Here is a 19,622-nt window from a genome sequence, read left to right as displayed (position 1 = left end):
CGCATTCCCTGTCTGCCGGGGCCTGCCGTGTCCCGATACGACGATGACCGACGCAACCGCGACAACGACCGTCCCGGCCGTTCAGGTGCGCGACCGGGCCACCTGGGCGGAGCTCTTCTTCGATCTGGTCCTCGCGTTCGGCGTGGGCCAGATCGCGCACCTGCTCGCCGGACACGCCACCTGGCCCGTGCTCGGACAGTGCCTGCTCGTGCTCGTCCCCCTGTGGTGGGCCTGGGTGGATGTCGTCATGGCGATGAACGCCGTGCACGAGACCAGTCTCCAGCGCGTGTTCCTGATGCTCACCGCACTCGCCGTCTACGGCATGGCAGTTGCCGCCCCGCAGGTGCTCGACAACCGGGAACAGGCCCTGCTGTACGCGGGCAGCTACCTCGCCCTCAGACTGCTCATCGGCGAGGCCATCCGCAGAGAGTGCGCCCTCTACACCATCCACCCCTACCGCGCCGGACTCGCCTTCGCCCTCGTGCTGTTCGGCGCCGCCACCCTCCCCGCCCCCTGGCGCGAGGTGTGCTGGGCGGTCGCGGTGCTCGCCGAACTGGCGGCACCCGTCCTGCTCAGCGGCCATCTGCGGCGACTGGCTTTCGGCGTCAACCATCTCCCGGAAAGATTCGGCCTGTTCATCATCATCGCCCTCGGCGAGAACATCTTCTCCGTCGGCGCCGGAGTCGCCAAAGGACCGCTCGACCCGGTCAGTCTGACCGCGCTCGTCCTCGCCTTCCTCATCGGCTGCGCCCTGTGGTGGCTCTACTTCCACCTCGTCGCCTCGGCCGTCGCCCACGCCCTGCGCACCCACCCCACCCCCGCGATCGTCGTCCGTGACGTGCTCAGCTACGGCCATCTCGTCCTGGTCGCCGGGCTGTTGCTGGTCTCCGTCGGCGCCGTACGCACCGTCCACGACCCCCTGCGCGTCCCGCACTCCGGCACCGCCGGACTGCTGCCCGTCGGAGCCGCTCTGATCCTGCTCACCTTCTGCTACACCCGCCGCCGGATGTTCGGCGCCGCGTCCGCCACCCGCTTCTACTGCGGCCTCGTGCTGCTGGCCGCCGCCGCGGTCGCACCCCTCCTGCCGGCCCTCGCCGTACTCGCCTCAACCGCCCTGCTGCTCCTGCTGGTCAACGCCGTGGAGCACTGGCTGATCAGCTCCGGCCGCAGCGTGCCGCTGGTGCTGCGCTCACGCGCTTTCGGCACGACCTGACGTAGTGCGGGGACGGACCTCGGGCAGTGCCGGGGTCCTCCTCGCCGCGCGCGCGACGGTCCTTGGACCGCTCCTACGGTCACCGCATGCACCTTTCCCGCTCGGAAGAGGAGGTGGCGTGATGCCCTCCCGCAACAGCGCCTTACCGGCCTTGCTGTCACTCTCACTGGGCTACTTCAGCCTGGGGACGATCTCGCTGGCGGTCGTCGGCCTGAACGGTCCGATCGGGGACGACCTGCACGTCCAGCCCGCCTCGGTGGGCATACTCGTCACCGTCTTCGCGCTGACCTTCGCGGTCTTCGCGCCCTCGGCCCCCATCCTGCTGCGCCGCTGGAACCGCAAGCGCGTCCTCCTTGTCGGCATCGGGCTGCTCACCGTCGGCGCCGCGCTCGGGGCCGTAGCGCCCAACTACGGCTTCCTGACGGCCACTCGGGTCCTCGCCGCGATGGGCGCCGCCGTCTTCGGCCCCGGCGCCTCGGCGGCCGGTGCGCTCATCGTCCCGACGGAGCGCCGGCAGCGGGCCCTGGCCACCGTCTTCGGCGGGATGACGGCCGCCGCCGTGCTCGGCGTGCCGCTGGCGTCCTTCCTCGGCGGCAGCCTCGGCTGGCGCCCGGCGCTGCTCGGCGTGGCCGTGCTCTCCGCGATCGCCTTCGTGACGGTGTTCGTGTTCGTCCCCGAGATCCCGGCCGGCGAACCGCCCACCGTGCAGGCCTACCGGGGTGCGCTGCGCACCCCCGCCACCGTGGCCACCGTCTCTACGACCCTCCTCTTCATGGCCGCCCAGTTCACCGTCTACGGCATCGCGGGCGCCTATCTGAAGGACCGCTTCGACGCGTCGTCCGGGCTGATCTCGGTGACCCTGCTCGCCTTCGGCGTGATCGGGGTCGCGGGCAACGCGTCCGCGCCGAGGATCGCCGAACGGCTGGGCGGCGAACGGACGGTGGGCCTCGCCGTCATCGGACTCGCCCTGGGATTCGCCCTGTTGCTGATTGCCCCGCACTCCACGGCCGGGCTCGTGTTCTTCGCGTTCTGGGCCTTCTTCAGCCAGCTCTACCAGGCCCCGCAGCAGGCCCGGCTGGTCGAACTGGTGCCCCTGCAACCGGGGTTGATCCTCGCGTTGAACGCCGCCGCGCTCTACCTCGGGATGAGCCTCGGCAGTTTCATCGGCAGCTCCCTGCTGCCGGGCGCGGGCGCGGGCCCCATCCCGGCCGCGGCTCTGGGCGTCCTCGTCCTGGCCGCGCTGGCCCATCTGCTGTCCGTCCGGCAGGCGTCGGCGGCCAAGGTCGCCGAGCAGTCCGCCACACCTGTACACATCAGTTAGCCAAGGAGAACTCATGAGCAGCCACCAGGTGCACTTCGTGCGCGACTACCTGGAGACCGTCTGGAACCAGGGGCAGACCGACCTGGCCGACAAGTACCTGGCCGCGGACCTCATCCAGCACAACCCGAACCTGCCGGACGGGCGGGCTCCGCTGGTCGAGTTCATCGAGGGCTTCCGCAAGCAGCTTCCCGAGGCACGGTTCGAGATCAAGCGCGCGGCGGGCTCCGGTGACCTGGTCTTCGTGCACACCCACTTCCGCGCCACCTCGACGGACCGGGGCTCGGCCGTCGTGGAGATCTTCCGGCTCGAGAACGACCTGATCGCCGAGCACTGGGACGTCCGCGACGAGATCCCGGAGACGACGGTAAGCGGACACGACGTCGTCTGATCCCCCCTCAACTCCTGCCGCCCAGAAGGCTCCCGGCCTCCTGGGCGGCAGTTTTTCGTCCACTCGCCACAGAGCAGAAGGAGACAGCAGTGGCACGACAGCAACCCGACCGACGCCCGTCCGCCGGTCTCACCCGGCGCGGCCTCCTCGGCACCGCGACCGCCGTAGGCATCGGCGCGGCCATGGTCCCCACCCGCGCCCTGGCCGCCGACGCCACCACCCCCGCCGCGGTCACCGTAGGAGCATCGGACCCCCGCTATCTCGACCTCACGTCCCGCGGCTACAACGCGAGATTCACCGCCGCCCCCGACTCGATACGCCTCGTCCACACCACCGCGCAGGTGGTGTCCGTCGTCCAGGAGGCGGTCGACGCCGGCAAACGCATCGGCGTACGCGGCGGCGGGCACTGCCTCGACTCGCTCGTCGACGACCCCGGCGTACGGATACTCGTCGACATGTCCGAGATGGACGCGGTCCGCCACGACCCCGCACGCCGCGCCTTCCTCGTCGAGGGCGGCGCCACCCTCGGCCACGTCTACCGCACCCTGTACCTGGAGTGGGGCGTGTCCCTGCCCGGCGGGACCTGCCCGACCGTCGGCGTCGGCGGACACGTCACCGGTGGCGGATACGGTGCGATGTGCCGCCAGTACGGCGCCGTCGTCGACCACCTCTACGCCGTCGAGGTCGTCGTGGTCGACGCCTCCGGCACCGCCCGTGCCGTCGTCGCCACCCGCGAGGCCGACGACCCGCACCGCGACCTGTGGTGGGCCCAGACGGGCGGCGGCGGGGGCACCTTCGGCATCGTCACGCGCTACTGGTTCCGCGCCCCGGACGCCACCGGCACGGACCCCTCCACCCTGCTGCCCAGACCGCCGAAGACCCTGCTGAAGTCGACGGTCGCCATCAAGTGGAGCGACCTCACGGAGGCGGCCTTCACCGCGCTGATCGCGAACCACGGCGCCTGGCACGCCCGCAACAGCGTCGCCGGCTCCTCCTACGACAGCCTCCACAGCGTCCTGATCCTCTACAACCGCGTCCAAGGCAGCCTCGTCCTCAACACCCAGATAGACGACACCCGTTCGGACGCCTCGGCCCTCCTCGACGCCTACGTCGCCGCGGTCACCGGCGGCATCGGAGTGCCGTACACCGATGCCCGCTCTTCCTGGCCCTGGCTCAAGACCACCCTCAAAGACCCTTACGACACCGGTCTTTACAACCGCACGAAGTCCAAGGGCGCCTATCTGCGCCAGGGTTGGTCCGCCGCACAGGCGAAGACGCTCTACGGCTATCTCTCCGACGCCGCCTACGACGGGCACGCCGGCATCCTGCTCTACTCCTACGGCGGCAAGGTCAACACCGTGTCGCCCACGGCCACCGCGCTGGCCCAGCGGGACTCGGTCCTCAAGGCCAATTTCACGACGTACTGGCCGGATGCGGCCCAGGACGACCGGCACGTGGCCTGGATGCGCGCCCTGTACCGCGACCTGTACGCGGACACGGGTGGGGTCCCGGTGCCGGACGACACCAACGACGGCTCGTACATCAACTACCCCGACACCGACCTCACCGACCCGGCCTGGAACACCTCCGGCGTGCCCTGGCAGACCCTGTACTTCAAGGGCAACCTCGCCAAGTTGCAGCGGGTGAAGGCCACTTGGGACCCGGGCAACGTGTTCCACCACAAGCTGTCCGTCACCGCTGGCTAGCACCCGCACACCACGAAGCCCCCGCCTCGCGTGCACGAGGCGGGGGCTCGGTGTCGCCCAGCGCGGGGTCAGACCAGCTCGGCCGGGAAGCTCACCCCGGTCAGCGACTCGCTCAGCGCGCGCAGCCGGGCGCGGTCGCGCTCGTCGTAGGCCTGGGCGCCCGCGCGGGAGCGCTGGGTGCGGTTGAAGTAGGCGCCGGTGACGTCGTCGAGGGAGGGGTCGGTGATCATGCGCAGGGTGCTGTGTACGCCCTCCTCGACCGAACTCTGCGGGGTGAACAGGTTCACCACCATCTTCGTCGGCATGTACGACGCCGGGTGCAGGGCGTTGGCCGTCACCCCGGTGCCGCGCAGCCGCTCGGCCAGGTCGAAGGTCAGGCTGATCTGGGCGAGCTTCGCCTGGCAGTAGGCCTGCACCCCGTCCCAGTTCCGCTCCAGCATGACGTCACGGAAGTTGATCGGCGCCTGGCCCGCGGAGCTGACGTTCACGATGCGGGCCGGGGCCGAGCGGACCAGCAGCGGCGCGAGCCGGCAGCTGAGCATGTAGGCCGCCAAGTAGTCGACCTGGAAGGTGAGTTCCAGGCCGTCCTGGCTCTCCTGGCGGGCCAGCTCGACCCCGATGCCGGCGTTGTTCACCAGCGCGTCGAGCCGGTCGTGCGTGGAGAGGATCCGGTCGCCGAGCTTGCGGATGTCCTCCAGCGAGGAGAAGTCGGCCAGCTCGTAGCTCAGCCGCTCGTTGCCGGTGGACGCGCGCAGTTCGGCCAGCAGCTCCGCGCCCTTGGTCGCGCTGCGGCCGTGCAGGATCAACGATGCCCCCTGCGCGGCGAGTTCACGGGCCAGCTCACGGCCCATGCCGTCGGTGGCGCCGGTGAGGAGGATGGTCTGGTCGGGGACGGGCCTCATGGTGGGGGACTCTCCTGTCAGGCGTATGTGGCCAGTTCGTCGGTGGACTGATCGGTGTATCCCTGGCTGACCTCCAGCACGATGCCGTCCGGGTCGGACACCCACACCGTCTTCCAGCCGGGGATGAACTCGTCGAAGGTCAACGGGCCGAGCAGCGGCTCCAGTTCGCCGCTGGCTGCGGCGAGGAACGCGTCCACGTCGTCGACCTGGAACGCGAGATGGCGTGCCGTGCCGGGGTTGGCCGGGCCGTCCTTCGCCGTGGTGAACAGGGCGTCCGCGTCGGTCGCGAACAGCTCCAGATAGACGGGGCCGTTGCGCAGGAACACCACGCGGACCCCGTCGGCCTCCACCACCCGGGCCCGGGCGAACCCGAAGTGCCGGGTGTAGAAGTCCTCCGTGGCCTTCTGGTCACGGCAGTTGAGGCCGACGTGCGACCAGCGCAGGCCGGCCGGGGCAGTGGTCGTCATCGCGCTCACTTCCCGGTGACCGGGGCGAACGGCACGCTGTCGTGGAAGTTCGCGAAGTACGTGATGAGGCCGCCGGTGACGCGGAAGTAGTTGCACACCTTGGCCTCGACGGTGATGCCGTCGTGGGTGCGGCCGGTGATGTCGGAGACCACCGCTGCCTGCTCGCCGTCCACGACCACGTGCCGGGGGACGTTGGCGAAGGAGGCGTACATCTCCGGGAAGCCCTTCATCATCTCCCGGAGGGTCTCGCGGCCCTCGACATGTCCGGCCAGCTGCTCGTCCATGGTCTGGTCGGCGGCGAACAGGTCGCACCAGGCGTCCCACTCGCCGGAGTTGGCCAGCCGGTAGTACGTGTCGACCACTTCTCGGGTGTCCATGCGCCCGTCCTTTCTGTGGCTGTTCCGGGGTACGGGATCGATCAGGGGAGAGGGACGCCGACCTGGCGCATCAGACCGGTCGTGTCGGCCTGCACCCAGCGTTCGACGACCTTGCCGTCCTCCAGCCGGTAGACCTCCAGGCTGGTCCAGGAGACCTCCTTGCCGGTCGGCTCCTGGCCGAAGAACGGGGCGATGTGCTTGCCGTGGAAGGTGATGTGCATGATCACCTTGTCGGGCGAGGCGGGGTAGAGCGCGTCGAGGTGCACGGAGAAGTCGAGCCCGTCGTACGCGCCCTGGATGATCCCCTTCAGCTCCTCCAGGCTCTCGCAGCTCCACGCCGGGTTGTTGTCGTGGAACGTCGGCCCGAACAGGTCGTCGAGGTCGTCCAGGCGGCGGTGGTTGACGGCGTCGCTGACCTGCTGGACGACGGCCAGGTTCGAGGCGTCCGAGGAGATCTGCTCGCGCAGGCCGAGCATGTCGTCCTGCGCCCAGCGCTCCACGAACAGGCCGTTCTCGACCCGCCAGATCTCGGTGGTGGACCACTCCACCTTGCGGCCCGTGGCCGGGAAGCCGAGCAGTGGCGCGAGGTGCGTGCCGGTCAGTTTGACCCGGGACAGGACCCGGTCGTCGCCGAGCGCCGACAGCTCCTCCAACTCACCTTTCAGATCAAGGGAGTTGTAGGCACCGCGCAGCGCCTCCAGGTAGGAGTCGAGGCCGGTGATGTCGAACCCGGGGTGGTGGTCGGTGAAGTCGGCGGCGATGACCCGGGGGATCTCCGCCAGGTCGCCGGAGTTGAACGCGTCGAGGAAGCGCCGGTACAGCTTCAGGTTCTCCTGCTGGGACTGGTCGAGGTCGGACATGCTGCATCCCCTAGCTCAAGTGGACGTCGGACAGGGACGGTTGGGAGAGAGACGGCACGGACTCCGAAGGAGCGGACCGGGACGGGACGGCGGCCTCGCGGACGAACGCCGCCGCGCGTTCGCCGATCATCACGGAGGGCGCGTGCGTGTTGCCCGCGGTGATCGACGGCATCACCGACGCGTCCGCGATCCGCAGCCCCGCGATGCCGTGCACGCGCAGCTCCGGGTCCGTGACGGCGTCCGCGCCCGTGCCCATCCGGCAGGTGCCGGCCGGGTGCCACAGGGTGGTCGCGTTCGCGGCGACGTACCCGCGCAGCTCCTCGGGCCCGGTGATGTCCTTGCCGGGTCCCAACTCGTCGCCGCGGAACGGGTCGAAGGCCCGGGTGGCGGCCAACTCGCGGGCCAGCTCGACACCGTGGACGAGAACGTCGAGGTCGGCGGTGGAGGTGAGGTAGCCGGCGCTGACGACGGCGTTGGATTCCGGGCTGGCGTCGCGTAGCCGTATCCGGCCCCGACTCTGCGGGCGCAGCGCGATCGGCGCGAAGGTGAAGCCGGGGCCCTCCCACTGGTCGGCGGGGGCGTCGGCCGGCAGGAACTTGATGGGACCGAAGGTGAATTGGAGGTCGGGGGAGTCCTCGGGACCGGCCTCGCGGGTGTGGGTGAACAGCCCGGCCTCGGACAGCAGTGCCCCGTCCGGGTGCTCCTGGAGTGACTGGTAGCAGATCGGCACGAACAGGTGGTCCTGGAGTCCCGCGCCGACGCTCGGCAGGTCCTGGACGCAGCGGATGCCGTGCTCCCGCAGGTGCGCGGCCGGGCCGATCCCGGACAGCATGAGCAGCTTCGGCGTCTCGAACGCCCCGGCGGACACGATGACTTCACCCTCGGCGCGCAACTGACGCCGGGTGCCGTCCTGGACGTACTCGATGCCCGTGACCCGCGTCCCGTCCAGCAGCAGCCGGGTGACCAGGGTGCTGGTGAGTACGGTCAGGTTGGAGCGGTCCAAGGCCGGGCGCAGATAGGCGTCGGCGGTGCTGCACCGGTGGCCCGCGTCGTCGCGGAACGTCTGGTACAGGAAGCCGAAGCCCTCCTGCCGGGCGCCGTTGTAGTCGCCGTCGGTGTCCGTGGCGTACCCGAGTTCGCCGGCGCTCGCCACGAACGCCCGCGCGATCGGCGCGGGCCGGTCGAGCTGCCGCACCCGGACGGGACCGCCCGCGCCGCGGAACTCGTCGGCGCCGCCCGAGTAGTCCTCGGCCTGACGGAAGAACGGCAGGACGTCGTCGTAGGACCATCCGGTGGCGCCCTCGGCGACCCAGCGGGTGTAGTCGTGGCGGCTGCCGCGCACCCACATCAGGGCGTTGACGGAACTGCACCCGCCGACGACCTTGCCACGGGCCACGGGGACACGGCGGCCCTCCATGCCCGCCTCGGACTCGGTGACGTAGCCCCAGTCGATCTCGCTCCGCCACTCGGCGGTGAGCAGCGAGAGGACCGAGGCCGCGTCGGCCCGGTGGATCTCGGGGCGCTCGTCCCAGCCGCCCGCCTCCAGCAGGACCACGCTCACGGACGGGTCCTCGCTCAGCCGGGCCGCGACCGCGCAGCCGGCCGAGCCGGCGCCGACGACGATGTAATCGGCCCCGAGGGGCACCGACTTCGACGGCATGACAGCCTCCAAAAGGTGTCGGGGATCAGATGGCGGCCGGCTCGCCGACCCGGTAGTCGACGATCAGCGGACGGGCACCCGGTGTGGACCGTTCCAACTGCCACTTCTGGTTGATCCGGAAGGACGAGACGGTGCCGTCGGCCGACGACTTGGCGGTCCACACCACCCGCACGTCGAGGTCGATACGGGTGCCGTCCTCGTGGGAGGTGAGCTCCTCGACGGTGTGGCTCTGGTCGCTGAACGCCACGCCCACGGCCGCGTACCAGTCCACGAAGTCCGCGTGGCTGTACAGGGTCCGCTCCGGGAAGGCCATCACCAGGCCCTTGTCGGCGACGAAGGGCAGCAGCTCCTCGACCGGCGCGTGCTCGCTCAGCAGGTCGTACCAGCGCTGCACGAACTCGGCGATCTCCCGGTCGGAGCCGGTCTGTTCGCTCGGCATGAAAGTCTCCGCTCATCGGGGTTCCGCTCCCGGGGTCCGGAAGCGACACACGTCCGATGACCCCACAACCGCGCCCGCCCCGGCCGCTCGTGCGCAGGAGCGGCCGCACTGTGCGAAGTCGCGGCGAGAGCTGCGGCAACTCACGCCGTACGCCGCCGAGTTCACCGGTCGAAGATCGATGGCCAGGACATGCCGTAGTGCGTTCGGCCACTTGGGGATGTGCCGCGACCCGGGCCCCGCCGACGACCGGCGCGAACTCCGCCGACGTACACAGGAATCCGCCAGTCGGCACCGTCCCGCCGAACGGGAGGAACCCCATGAGCAAGCGCATTCTGGTCGTCCTGTCCGAATACGGCTACTGGGGTGAGGAGTTGATCGGACCCCTGGAGACCTTCGACCAGGCCGGCTACCACCTCACCTTCGCCACCGCGACCGGCAAGCGCCCGCACGCGCTGCCGCCGAGCATGGACCCCGAGTACGTCGACCCGCCGCTCGGCCGCTCCGTCACCACGCCCGAGACGGCGGACAAGGTACGCAAGGTCGAGGCCTCGGACCGGCTCGACAACCCCCTCGACCTGTCGTCCTGGCTGCCCGACCGGCCCTACCGGTCCAAGCCGTACTTCCTGCGCGACTGGGAGGCCTACAACACCCGGCTGGAGCAGGTGCGTTCACAGATCGCCGACCGCTACGACGCGCTGCTGATCGTCGGCGGCAGCGGACCGATCGTCGACCTCGCCAACAACTGGCGCGTCCACGACCTGATCCTCGCCTTCCACGCACTGGACCGGCCGATCGCCGCCGAGTGCTACGGCGTCGCCTGCCTCGCCTTCGCCCGCGACCAGGAGACCCGCCAGTCCCTCATCCGCGGCAAGCACGTCACCGGCCACTGCATCGAGTACGACTACAAGGACGGCACTGGCTTCCTCGGCACCGACTTCGTGATGGGGCCGCCTCCGTATCCGCTGGAGTACATCCTGCGCGACGCCACCGCACCCGGCGGCGCCTACCACGGGAACTTCGGCAAGACGACCTCCGTCATCGTCGACTACCCGTTCATCACGGGCCGTTCGACGCCCGACTCCTACCTGACCGGACAGAAGACCGTCGAGGTCCTCGAAGAGGGCCTGCGGCAGTGGGGGTTCACGGCGACCGCCTGAGGCCGCCCGACGCCCTTTGCTCCGACGAGAGGTGAGCACACGATGGACAGCAGGCCCGCGCGGATCGCGCTGCTCGAACAACTGCAGGCCGAAGGGGTCCGGTTCATGTTCGGCAACCCCGGCACGGTCGAGCAGGGGTTCCTCGACGAACTGCGCTCCTTCCCCTCGATCCAGTACATCCTGGCCCTCCAGGAGTGCACGGCCGTCGGCATGGCGGACGGCTACGCACGCGCCACCCGCACTCCGGCGGTCCTGCAACTCCACTCCGGAGTCGGGCTCGGCAACGGCATCGGCATGCTCTACCAGGCGATGCGCGGCCACGCCCCGATCGTCACCCTGGTAGGAGAGTCCGGACTGCGCTACGACAGCATGGACGCGCAGATGGCCGCCGACCTGGTCGGCATGGCCAGGCCGGTGACCAAGTGGGCCACCCGCGTGGTCGACCCCGACTCCACGCTGCGAGTCCTGCGCCGCGCCTTCAAAGTCGCCGCGACCCCGCCGTACGGTCCGGTGCTGGTCGTGCTGCCCGCCGACGTGATGGACCACGAGACCGCCGAACCGGTGGCGCCCGTGTCCTACCCGGAGACCCGTAGCCTGCCGGCCCCGGACACCGTGGCGAAGGCCGCGGCCCTGCTCGCCGACGCGCGCAAACCGCTCGTCATCGCCGGTGATGGTGTCCACTTCGCGGGCGCCCAGGCCGAGTTGGGGCGACTGGCCGAGGTGTGGGGCGCCGACGTGTACGGCGCGGACTGGGCCGAGGTCAACCTCTCCGTCGAACACCCCGCCTACGCGGGCCAGTTGGGCCACATGTTCGGCGAGCAGAGCCGGAAGATCACCGGCGCCGCCGACGGCGTCCTCATCGTGGGCACCTACGCGCTGCCCGAGGTGTACCCGGCGCTCGACGGCGTCTTCGGGGCGGGCGTCCCGGTCGTGCACATCGACCTCGACTCCGGCGCGATCGCCAAGAACCACCCCGTCGACCTCGGCATCGTCGCCGACCCGAAGGCCACCCTGGGTCTCCTCGCGGACGCGCTGGGCCGGGCGATGGGCCTGGGCCGGCGCACGGCGGCGGTCGAGCGGCTGCGCCGGCACGCCGCGCAGCGCTCGGCCGCGCTCGCCAAGGCCGACGAACGGGCCGAGGCAGCGGCCGACGCCCTGGAACTGCCCACCATCGCCCTCGCCAAGGAGTTCGCCCGCCGGCTGCCGGCGGACGCGATCCTCTTCGACGAGGCGCTGACGGCGTCCCCGGCGCTCTTCCGCCGGCTCGCGCCGACCGTGCCGGGCCAGTGGATGCAGACCCGCGGCGGCTCCCTCGGCGTCGGCATCCCCGGCGCGCTGGGCGCCCAACTCGCCCACCCCGACCGCACGGTGGTCGGCTTCACCGGCGACGGCGGCAGCATGTACACCTTCCAGGCACTGTGGACGGCGGCCCGCTACGGCCTCCCCACCAAGTTCGTCATCTGCAACAACGGCAGCTACCAGCTCCTCGAGGACAACATCGAGGAGTACTGGCGGGACCAGCACATCCCCGCCCACGAACAGCCCGAGATCTTCGACCTGAGCAGCCCGGCCGTCGACTTCGTCTCCCTCGCCGGCTCGCTCGGCGTGGCCGCCGTCCGGGTCGAGAAGCCCGGGCAGGCGGAGGAGGCGGTCGCGCAGGCGCTCGCGCACCGCGGGCCGTTCCTCATCGACCTGGTCACCGCGAAGGGGAAGGGGTAGCCGCCGTGCGACTCTCCGGTCACAAGATCGCTGTCCTGATGGAGAGCGACTTCTACGAGCCCGAGATCCTCTACTACCGCTACCGCTTCCCCGAGGAGGGAGCCGAGGTCCACTTCCTGTCCCGGCTGTGGGGCAACGAGCAGATGACCTTCCAGGGCCATGAGCACCGCATGCCCTTCGAGGTCACCGAGTCCTTCGAGGACCTCGACGAGTTCGCGCTGAAGGAGTACTCGGCGGTCATCGTCCCCTCCGGAATGGTCGCCGACCGGCTGCGCTTCACCGAGGACCCCCAACTGCTGCCGCCCGCCAGCCAGTTCCTGCGCCGTGCGTTCGCCGACCCGGCGATCCTCAAGGGCATCATCTGCCACGGCATGTGGCTCGCGGCGCCCGTGCAGGGCCTGATGCAGGGCAGGCGCGCGGTGGTGCACAACAACCTGCTGGGCGATCTGCGCAACATGGGCGGCGAGTACGTCGACCAGGACGTCGTCATCCACGACGACCTGGTCACCGGCCGCACCGGCAACCACTGCCACCTCTTCGCACGGACCATCATCGACCTGCTCGCAGCCCGGACGCCGGCCCCGACCGGGCTGCGCTGACGGGATCCGAGCGGGGAGGAGTCGACCATGACACCGGTGACCGGGCGCATCCCCGTCCTCGACATCCAACCACGCGTGCGGGACGGGGAGTTGCCCGCCAAGGCCGTGACGGGGGAGCACCTCGACATCACGGCCACCGTCTTCCGCGAGGGCCACGGCGCCGTCGCCGCGGACGTCGTCCTGCACGACCCCGCGGGGCGGCCCGCCCACCGGGTCCCGATGACCCTCGTCGACGAGGACGCCGACCGCTGGCAGGCGACCGTGGTCCCTGACACGGAGGGTCCCTGGACCTTCCGCGTCGAGGCCTGGGCCGACCCGCTGGAGAGCTGGCGGCACGACGCCACGCTGAAGGTCGAGGCGGACGTCGACACCGAACTCACCCTTGCCGAGGGCGCGTTGCTGCATGAACGGGCGGCGCTCGGCATCACCGCATCGGACCGCCGGGAGGCGGTCACCGCGGCCGCGGCCATGCTCCGTGACACCCTGGGCCCCCCTCCGGCCCGGCTGTCCGCCGTCACCACCCCCCGGGTGACGGCCGCCCTGGGGCGCTACGCGCTGCGTGACCTCGTCACCGCCTCCCGGCCCCTGCCCCTGCGCGTCGAACGCCGGCGCGCCCTCGTCGGCTCCTGGTATGAGCTGTTCCCGCGCTCGGAGGGAGCGGTGGTCCAGGCGGGCAGCCGCCCGGTCGGCGGCACGCTGCGGAGTGCCGCCGAGCGGCTGCCCGCCGTCGCCGCGATGGGCTTCGACGTCGTGTACCTTCCGCCGGTCCACCCGATCGGCACGACCCATCGCAAGGGCGCGAACAACACGCTGCACGCGGGCCCCGACGACGTCGGTTCGCCCTGGGCCATCGGCTCCCGGCACGGCGGCCACGACGCCATCCACCCCGACCTCGGCACCGAGGACGACTTCCGCCACTTCGTGTCCACCGCCCGGGAGTTGGGCCTCGAAGTCGCCCTGGACCTCGCCCTCCAGTGCTCCCCGGACCACCCCTGGCTCACCGAGCACCCCGAGTGGTTCCACCACCGCGCCGACGGCTCCATCGCCTACGCCGAGAACCCGCCCAAGACGTACGAGGACATCCACCAACTCGACTTCGACGGCGACCCCGAGGGTCTGTACGCCGAGGCGCTGCGCGTCGTACGGCACTGGATGGACCTGGGCGTGCGCATCTTCCGCGTGGACAACCCGCACACCAAACCGGTGCAGTTCTGGGAGTGGTTGATCGCGGAGGTGAACGCCACCGACCCCGATGTGCTGTTCCTGGCCGAGGCGTTCACCCGGCGGGCGATGGTGCACGCGCTGGCGCAGGCCGGTTTCCAGCAGTCGTACACCTACTTCACCTGGAAGAACACCAAGGCGGAGCTGACCGAGTACCTGCCCGAACTCGCCCAGGACAGCGCGGACTTCATGCGCCCCAACCTGTTCGTGAACACCCCCGACATCCTGCACGCCTACCTCCAGCACGGCGGCAGACCCGCCTTCGAGGTGCGGGCGGTGCTCGCCGCGACCGCCGCCCCGAGCTGGGGCGTCTACGCCGGCTACGAACTCTGCGAGAACACTCCGCTGGCGGAGGGCACCGAGGACTACCTCGCCTCGGAGAAGTATCAACTCAGGCCCCGGGACTGGGCACTTGCGGAGGCCGAGGGTCGCACCATCACGCCCCTGATCACTCTCCTCAACCGGCTCCGCCGACTGCACCCGGCCCTCCAGGAGTTGCGCAACCTGCGCCTCCAGAGCACCGACTCCGACCAGATCCTCGCCTACACCAAGAGCGTCGAACTACCGGACGGTGGCGGCGACTTGGTGCTCGTGATCGTCAACCTCGACCCGCACCACGCCCACGAGGCCACCGTCACCTGCGACCCGGCCGCCCTCGGCCTGTCCCCCCACGGCACGCTCAAGCTGCGCGACGAACTCACCGGTGAGACCTACGCCTGGGGCGAGTCCACCTACGTACGCCTCGATCCGGCCCACCAGGTCGCGCACGTGCTCACACCCGCGGAGGGATCATGAGCGACGGCATCCTCACACCCCTGCTCCCGGCCCTCGGACCCTGGCTGGAGGGACGCCGCTGGTTCGACGCCCGCTTCACCGGGGCCCGCCTCGAAGCCCGCGCGGCCTCCGTCCTCGGCGACGAGCCGCCCCTGCTGCTGCACGCCGTGGTCTCGGCCCACCGCCCCGACGGACAGACCCTGCACTACCAACTCCTGCTCGGCCTGCGCCCCGAGCTCCCCACCCGCCTCGAACCCGCCGCGATCACCACCGTCCCGGCCGGCCCCTGGCAGGGCTGGCGGGTCTACGACGCCCTCGCCGACGGCGCCCTCCTCGGACTGCTGCTGCGCAAGCTGGCGGGCGGCGGCGCGGGCCCCGGCCCCCGCCTCGAACGCACCGGCCGCTACCCGCTCCCCGTCGGCCTCGTGCCCCACCCGCTCGACGTCGAGATGAGCAACACGGCGGTGGCGTACGGCGGCCAGATCCTCCTCAAGATCTTCCGCCGCCCCGAACCCGGCCCGCACACCGAGGTCGAGGCGCTGCACGCCCTCACCCAGGAGCACTGCGCCCGCACACCCCGCCTCTACGGCGCCCTGCACAGCGACGCCCCCGGCGCGGAGGGATTGGTGCTCGGCCTCGTCGAGGAGTTCCTTCCCGACGCCCAGGACGGCTGGGAGGAGGCGGTACGGCACGCGAGCGACTGCATGGACGACGTGTGCCGCGGCGTACCGGCGAGCGGCGGATTCACCCCGCACGCCCGCAGCCTGGGCCGGGCCGTCGCCGAGGTGCACGGCGCGCTGGACAAGGCCTTCGGCCGCAGCCGGCTCACCGCGCAGGACGTGGCCGAGGAGGCGGCGGGGATGAACATGCGGCTCAAGGAGGCCGCCGAGGAGGTACCGGCGCTGGCCCGCTACACCACCCGGATCGGCGCCCTCTTCGACGACTACGCCCGGGTCGCCGGGCGCGGCAACCCCGTCTTCGCCCAGCGCACCCACGGCGATCTGCACCTGGGCCAGGCGCTGCGCACCGCCGACGGCTGGCGGATCGTCGACTTCGAGGGCGAACCGGCCCGCACCGCCGCCGAACGCGCCCTCCCGCAGCCGGTGTTGCGGGATGTCGCCGGCATGCTGCGCTCCTTCGACTACGCGGCCCGCACCGGCCTGGCCGGCCTGGAGTCCGCCGATCCCGAGGACGGCTCGCCCGCGCGTCGGCTGCGCCGGCGACGGCGGGCGTCCGCGTGGGCGGTGCGCAACCGCCGCGCGTTCATCGAGGGCTACGCGTCGGCCGGCCGAGAGGACCCGCACTGCCGGCCCGTGGTGCTGCGCGCCTTCGAGGCGGACAAGGCCGTCTACGAGGCCGTGTACGAATCCCGGCTCCGCCCCGACCGGCTGCCGATCCCGCTCGCCGCCGTGCACCGGCTGGCGAACACCTCCCGCTGACGGCCGCTGCCGCCGGGAATTCCCTTGCGTCGACCGGGAATTGAGAACCCGGGCCGTATTTCGGAATTCCCGTCGGCGGTGCGCGGCGGGAATTCACGCGACGGAAAAGGGAGCGCTGTTCTGGAGGCCTTGTGCCGGCGGATGGCGCGGTAATTCAGCGCGGTTCAACGGCTCGCCGCCGGGCACCCGCCCCCTCCCCGACCGGAGACACGATGAACCCCCCGGCCCGGACACACGTCCAGGCGGGGGGTTCGGAGGGCTCGGATCCGGCCGGAAACGGAACCGGGCGGCCTGCTCCGCCGGTCTGTTCGACGTCGAATGGTCCATGCCTTTACCAGGGGTGACAGCCAAAGGTCTGTGCCTTTGCGCGGGACTGCCCGCGAGGTGAACTCCGCCTGGAAGGCAGGGAACTCGGTCGGATTCGGGAAAACGGCCGGGAGCTCAGGAACGGTGGTGCTCGGTGAAGATCTGGCTGTGGTCGCGGTGCGGTGCCATGCCGGCGGCCGACAGGGCCCGGTCGTACGCCTTGAGGGCCTCGGCGGTGTTGCCCTGCCGCTTCCACAAGTCGCCCAGGTAACGCCAGTTGAGAGCCACCTGGTGGGACGGCCGGAACTGGCGCAACTGCCGGGTGGCGGCCTGGAGATACTGCGCGGCCTGGTCGAAGTTGCCGCGCATCAGCTGGATCTCCGCGAGGGTGCCCCGGGCGCCGACGGCCTGGATGCGGGACTCGGTGCCGGTCAGCCCGAGGGCGCGCTCGGCGTGCGCCGCGGCCTCGTCCCACTGCCCGAGCATCGCGTCCGCGTCGGCGAGACCGATCTCGCACTGGGCCAGCTCCGGCGCGTTGCCCACCTCGGCCAGCAGTTGCTGCGCCTCCTCCAACAGCTGCTTGCCGCGCGCCGGTTCGGGCTCGTCGACCTGGAGCAGCAGCGAGCCGTAGTTCATCTTGAGCATGGCGAGGTGGCGCAGGTTGTCGTCCTCGGACATCAGCGCGAGCGCCCGCTCCACCAGGGCCATGGCCTCGTTCAGCTGGCCTCGGGAGCGGGCCACCAGTCCCGCGTTCCAGTACACGGCGCCCCGCGCGGCCCGTGCGCCCTGCTTCTCGGCGGCGTCGAGGAGCTTGCCGCCCATGAGCTGGGCCCGGGTCAGGTCACCGCGCATGTGGTACGACGCCATGAGCGTGGCGCCGAGCTGGACGTGGTCGACCGTCACGTCCAGGCCGAGGGCGTCCAGCCGGGACATGGCCCGCTCGCCGATCTCGATGCTGAGCGTGATGTCGCCGGCGTCGCGGTAGCAGCGGCACAGGGCGACCGCCGTCTGGCACCACTCGGTGGAACCGGGGGCCAGGTCGGGGTCGCGGTAGAGCTCCTCCAGGACCGCGATGGCGGCCTCGGTGCGGTCGAGCTTCTCCAGCGCGGAGGCCTGGCCCATGCGGGCGCGCCGGGTCATGGAGACGTCCAGCAGGGTGGGCCTGGTGAGGAGTTCGCTGAGGGTTTGCAGCGCCTCGCCGTTGCTCCCGTTGCGCAAAGCCATCTCGCCGAAGGCCAGCCGCAGTCGTGCCTCTTCCAGCTCGTGGTCGTCCCGGCCGCTGCGCAGGTACTCCGCGGAGCAGCCGAGGCGCTCCGCGAGCGCGGCGAGCACCGACTCCGAGGGGGCGCGCTTGCCGGATTCGATCAAGGAGATGTAGCTCGCCGATATCTCGCTGGACGCCAGATCCTGCTGCTTGAGGCCACGTTTGCCGCGCAGCAGCCGGATGCGCTCGCCCAGCCCTGTCGTCGTCGTGTTTTCGAGGGGGTCCATGTGGGCTCCTTGGAGGTGGCTATGACCACCGGGATGACAGATCAACGTTACCAGTAAGTCGCCGACGATCCAATGGAGTTGACATGATCGATTCGCTGGCGCGAAGTGGTCTGGGCTGGCATTTTTTGAATTGACACCAATTCAGATTTCATATGGGTAAGGGCATTCCGCTTTCCGAGATCGTCTTTTGCAAGATTAATACTTGACTGATTGAGTAAGTTCTTGTTGACTCATCTTGTCAACGCGTCATCCGTAAATGCTCGGAGAGGAGATTTTCATGAGCATCAAAATATTCACGCTCATAGCAATCGTCGTCTTCGTCGGTGGACTTGTGACGAGCGGACTCTGGTTGAACGGATCGGGTGCCACCACCCATCCCCTGCGCGAAGGCATCGCACAGTCCAGCGGTGCGAGCGGTGCCTGCTGCTGAGGCGACGCCTGTACGGACGAACGGCACTTCAGGCTCAGTGGACCGGTGGACGGTCCGGCGGCTGGTTCCACGGCCGGCCGGACGTCCCCCGGTCCGTTCGTATGTGCTGCCAGGGCATTCCGCCGTGCGGGAAGTGACAGGCCACGGTGTGCGTGCCGGCGACGGTGACCTGAGTGGCCCGCGGAATCTCGGTCTCACACCGCGTACGGCGCCCCGGCGTCAGCAGCGCGGCGACCGGACAACGGGCCAGGAACCGGCACCCCGCCGTGACCGGGACACCGGACGGGGGGTCGCCGGGCAGCACGATCCGGCGCCGGGTGCGTTCGGCGACCGGGTCCGGCAGCGGGACGGCCGACAGGAGGGCCCGCGCGTAGGGATGCCGGGGCGCGTCGAACACCTCGGCCACCGGCCCCGTCTCCACGGTCCGCCCCGCGTACATCACCGACACCCGGTCGGCGATCTGCCGGACCACCGCGAGGTCGTGCGACACCAGCAGATAGGCGGGCCCCAACTCCCGCTTGAGCCGCAGCAGCAGATCCAGGATCTGGGCCTGCACGGACACGTCCAGCGCGGACACCGGTTCGTCGAGCAGCAGCAGCGCGGGCTCGACGGCGAGGGCCCGGGCGATGGCGATCCGCTGCCGCTGCCCCCCGGAGAACTGATGCGGATACCGCTCCGCGTCCGCCGCCGCCAGCCCCACCTGCCCGAGCAGCCGCGGCACCCGCGCCGCCACGACGTCCCGCGGCACCCGCCGCGCGTACAGCGGTTCGGCAACGATGTCACCCACCGGCATCCGCGGATCGAGACTCGACATGGGGTCCTGCGGCACGATCTGCACGGCCCCGCGCAGCAGCCGTGCGGTACGCCGCGTCAGCCGCGCGGCATCCTGCCCGAGGATCTCCACGGTGCCGGTCTCCGGTGCCGTGAGCGACACGATCTCCATGAGCACCGTGGACTTGCCGGCCCCCGACTCCCCGACGAGCGCGAGGGTCTCACCACGGTGTACCTCCAGGTCGACCTCTTCCACGGCGACGACCGCCCGCTCGCGACGATGCCGGCCGCTGGGCGGGACGTAGGACTTGGCCAACCCGGTGACGCGCAGGACGAGTTCGGGGGCAGCACGCGGCGAGCAGGCCCGCGACATGGCCCGAGG

At 70.7% G+C, this 19,622-nt stretch carries 18 protein-coding genes; 10 read left to right on the top strand and 8 right to left on the bottom strand.

What is annotated here, in order from left to right:
* Positions 1-43: 43 nt before the first annotated feature.
* From ACNFOC_RS19750 to ACNFOC_RS19735, 4 genes are all read left to right on the top strand, one after another.
* Positions 44-1,213, top strand: coding sequence for a low temperature requirement protein A (locus ACNFOC_RS19750; RefSeq protein ID WP_416960401.1), 1,170 nt, complete (start codon positions 44-46; stop codon positions 1,211-1,213).
* Between the two features lie 121 nt (positions 1,214-1,334).
* Entirely contained in the window at positions 1,335-2,534 is a 1,200-nt protein-coding gene (locus tag ACNFOC_RS19745; protein WP_416960400.1) for an MFS transporter, read from the top strand.
* A 13-nt stretch (positions 2,535-2,547) separates the two neighbouring features.
* Complete coding sequence (locus ACNFOC_RS19740; protein WP_416960399.1) at positions 2,548-2,922, top strand: nuclear transport factor 2 family protein; 375 nt, start codon at positions 2,548-2,550, stop codon at positions 2,920-2,922.
* 89 nt (positions 2,923-3,011) lie between these two features.
* Positions 3,012-4,628: an FAD-binding oxidoreductase gene (locus tag ACNFOC_RS19735; RefSeq protein WP_416960398.1), complete on the top strand. Its 1,617-nt coding sequence runs from the start codon at positions 3,012-3,014 to the stop codon at positions 4,626-4,628.
* Between the two features lie 68 nt (positions 4,629-4,696).
* Here the strand turns inward: ACNFOC_RS19735 and ACNFOC_RS19730 are convergent, their stop codons facing one another.
* The 6 genes from ACNFOC_RS19730 to ACNFOC_RS19705 are packed head-to-tail and all read right to left on the bottom strand — an operon-like array spanning position 4,697 to position 9,333.
* On the bottom strand, positions 4,697-5,530 hold the full coding sequence (locus ACNFOC_RS19730; RefSeq protein WP_416960397.1) for an SDR family NAD(P)-dependent oxidoreductase: 834 nt from the start codon (positions 5,528-5,530) through the stop codon (positions 4,697-4,699).
* Positions 5,531-5,547: 17 nt separating this feature from the next.
* Positions 5,548-5,997, bottom strand: a complete 450-nt coding sequence (locus ACNFOC_RS19725; RefSeq protein ID WP_416960395.1) for a VOC family protein — start codon at positions 5,995-5,997, stop codon at positions 5,548-5,550.
* 5 nt (positions 5,998-6,002) lie between these two features.
* On the bottom strand, positions 6,003-6,374 hold the full coding sequence (locus ACNFOC_RS19720; protein WP_416960394.1) for a nuclear transport factor 2 family protein: 372 nt from the start codon (positions 6,372-6,374) through the stop codon (positions 6,003-6,005).
* A gap of 41 nt (positions 6,375-6,415) precedes the next feature.
* A complete protein-coding gene (locus ACNFOC_RS19715) occupies positions 6,416-7,234 on the bottom strand; it encodes an ester cyclase (protein ID WP_416960393.1) in 819 nt (272 codons plus the stop codon).
* Positions 7,235-7,244: 10 nt separating this feature from the next.
* A complete protein-coding gene (locus ACNFOC_RS19710; protein WP_416960392.1) occupies positions 7,245-8,894 on the bottom strand; it encodes a GMC family oxidoreductase in 1,650 nt (549 codons plus the stop codon).
* Between the two features lie 25 nt (positions 8,895-8,919).
* Positions 8,920-9,333, bottom strand: coding sequence for a hypothetical protein (locus ACNFOC_RS19705; RefSeq protein WP_393037104.1), 414 nt, complete (start codon positions 9,331-9,333; stop codon positions 8,920-8,922).
* Positions 9,334-9,650: 317 nt separating this feature from the next.
* On the opposite strand from ACNFOC_RS19705, the gene ACNFOC_RS19700 reads away from it, so the two are divergent.
* The 5 genes from ACNFOC_RS19700 to ACNFOC_RS19680 are packed head-to-tail and all read left to right on the top strand — an operon-like array spanning position 9,651 to position 16,242.
* Positions 9,651-10,490, top strand: coding sequence for a type 1 glutamine amidotransferase domain-containing protein (locus tag ACNFOC_RS19700; RefSeq protein ID WP_416960391.1), 840 nt, complete (start codon positions 9,651-9,653; stop codon positions 10,488-10,490).
* 42 nt (positions 10,491-10,532) lie between these two features.
* Positions 10,533-12,209 carry a thiamine pyrophosphate-binding protein gene (locus ACNFOC_RS19695; protein ID WP_416960390.1) on the top strand — a complete coding sequence of 559 codons (1,677 nt, stop codon included), beginning with the start codon at positions 10,533-10,535 and terminating at the stop codon, positions 12,207-12,209.
* Between the two features lie 5 nt (positions 12,210-12,214).
* Positions 12,215-12,808, top strand: a complete 594-nt coding sequence (locus ACNFOC_RS19690; protein ID WP_266865035.1) for a DJ-1/PfpI family protein — start codon at positions 12,215-12,217, stop codon at positions 12,806-12,808.
* A 27-nt stretch (positions 12,809-12,835) separates the two neighbouring features.
* The gene (locus tag ACNFOC_RS19685; protein WP_416960389.1) at positions 12,836-14,824 is read left to right on the top strand and encodes an alpha-1,4-glucan--maltose-1-phosphate maltosyltransferase; all 1,989 of its coding nucleotides are present in this window, start codon (positions 12,836-12,838) and stop codon (positions 14,822-14,824) included.
* Positions 14,821-16,242 (top strand): maltokinase N-terminal cap-like domain-containing protein, encoded by a 1,422-nt coding sequence (locus ACNFOC_RS19680; protein WP_416960388.1) that lies wholly within the window; start codon positions 14,821-14,823, stop codon positions 16,240-16,242. The genes ACNFOC_RS19685 and ACNFOC_RS19680 overlap by 4 nt, the downstream gene beginning before the upstream one ends.
* Positions 16,243-16,683: 441 nt before the next feature.
* On the opposite strand, the gene ACNFOC_RS19675 is transcribed toward ACNFOC_RS19680, so the two are convergent.
* Positions 16,684-18,039, bottom strand: a complete 1,356-nt coding sequence (locus ACNFOC_RS19675) for a helix-turn-helix domain-containing protein (RefSeq protein WP_416960387.1) — start codon at positions 18,037-18,039, stop codon at positions 16,684-16,686.
* A 277-nt stretch (positions 18,040-18,316) separates the two neighbouring features.
* On the opposite strand from ACNFOC_RS19675, the gene ACNFOC_RS19670 reads away from it, so the two are divergent.
* The gene (locus ACNFOC_RS19670) at positions 18,317-18,469 is read left to right on the top strand and encodes a hypothetical protein (protein WP_416960386.1); all 153 of its coding nucleotides are present in this window, start codon (positions 18,317-18,319) and stop codon (positions 18,467-18,469) included.
* Positions 18,470-18,503: 34 nt separating this feature from the next.
* Here the strand turns inward: ACNFOC_RS19670 and ACNFOC_RS19665 are convergent.
* On the bottom strand, positions 18,504-19,622 hold a 1,119-nt coding region (locus ACNFOC_RS19665; RefSeq protein ID WP_416960385.1), incomplete at its 5' end, for an oligopeptide/dipeptide ABC transporter ATP-binding protein.

This window comes from Streptomyces colwelliae (genome assembly GCF_048158785.1).
Classification (GTDB): domain Bacteria; phylum Actinomycetota; class Actinomycetes; order Streptomycetales; family Streptomycetaceae; genus Streptomyces.
The sequence above is the reverse complement of the archived record's forward strand: the minus strand, read 5'-3'. Positions and strand labels throughout refer to the sequence as shown.

What these genes read in the sequence shown, in the direction of transcription:
- ACNFOC_RS19730 (WP_416960397.1), bottom strand. Translation starts at nt 5,530, where the DNA reads ATGAGGCCCGTCCCCGACCAGACCATCCTCCTCACCGGCGCCACCGAC.
- ACNFOC_RS19695 (WP_416960390.1), top strand. Translation starts at nt 10,533, where the DNA reads ATGGACAGCAGGCCCGCGCGGATCGCGCTGCTCGAACAACTGCAGGCC.
- ACNFOC_RS19740 (WP_416960399.1), top strand. Translation starts at nt 2,548, where the DNA reads ATGAGCAGCCACCAGGTGCACTTCGTGCGCGACTACCTGGAGACCGTC.
- ACNFOC_RS19720 (WP_416960394.1), bottom strand. Translation starts at nt 6,374, where the DNA reads ATGGACACCCGAGAAGTGGTCGACACGTACTACCGGCTGGCCAACTCC.
- ACNFOC_RS19725 (WP_416960395.1), bottom strand. Translation starts at nt 5,997, where the DNA reads ATGACGACCACTGCCCCGGCCGGCCTGCGCTGGTCGCACGTCGGCCTC.
- ACNFOC_RS19680 (WP_416960388.1), top strand. Translation starts at nt 14,821, where the DNA reads ATGAGCGACGGCATCCTCACACCCCTGCTCCCGGCCCTCGGACCCTGG.
- ACNFOC_RS19710 (WP_416960392.1), bottom strand. Translation starts at nt 8,894, where the DNA reads ATGCCGTCGAAGTCGGTGCCCCTCGGGGCCGATTACATCGTCGTCGGC.
- ACNFOC_RS19670 (WP_416960386.1), top strand. Translation starts at nt 18,317, where the DNA reads ATGAGCATCAAAATATTCACGCTCATAGCAATCGTCGTCTTCGTCGGT.
- ACNFOC_RS19745 (WP_416960400.1), top strand. Translation starts at nt 1,335, where the DNA reads ATGCCCTCCCGCAACAGCGCCTTACCGGCCTTGCTGTCACTCTCACTG.
- ACNFOC_RS19705 (WP_393037104.1), bottom strand. Translation starts at nt 9,333, where the DNA reads ATGCCGAGCGAACAGACCGGCTCCGACCGGGAGATCGCCGAGTTCGTG.
- ACNFOC_RS19750 (WP_416960401.1), top strand. Translation starts at nt 44, where the DNA reads ATGACCGACGCAACCGCGACAACGACCGTCCCGGCCGTTCAGGTGCGC.
- ACNFOC_RS19715 (WP_416960393.1), bottom strand. Translation starts at nt 7,234, where the DNA reads ATGTCCGACCTCGACCAGTCCCAGCAGGAGAACCTGAAGCTGTACCGG.
- ACNFOC_RS19700 (WP_416960391.1), top strand. Translation starts at nt 9,651, where the DNA reads ATGAGCAAGCGCATTCTGGTCGTCCTGTCCGAATACGGCTACTGGGGT.
- ACNFOC_RS19675 (WP_416960387.1), bottom strand. Translation starts at nt 18,039, where the DNA reads ATGGACCCCCTCGAAAACACGACGACGACAGGGCTGGGCGAGCGCATC.
- ACNFOC_RS19685 (WP_416960389.1), top strand. Translation starts at nt 12,836, where the DNA reads ATGACACCGGTGACCGGGCGCATCCCCGTCCTCGACATCCAACCACGC.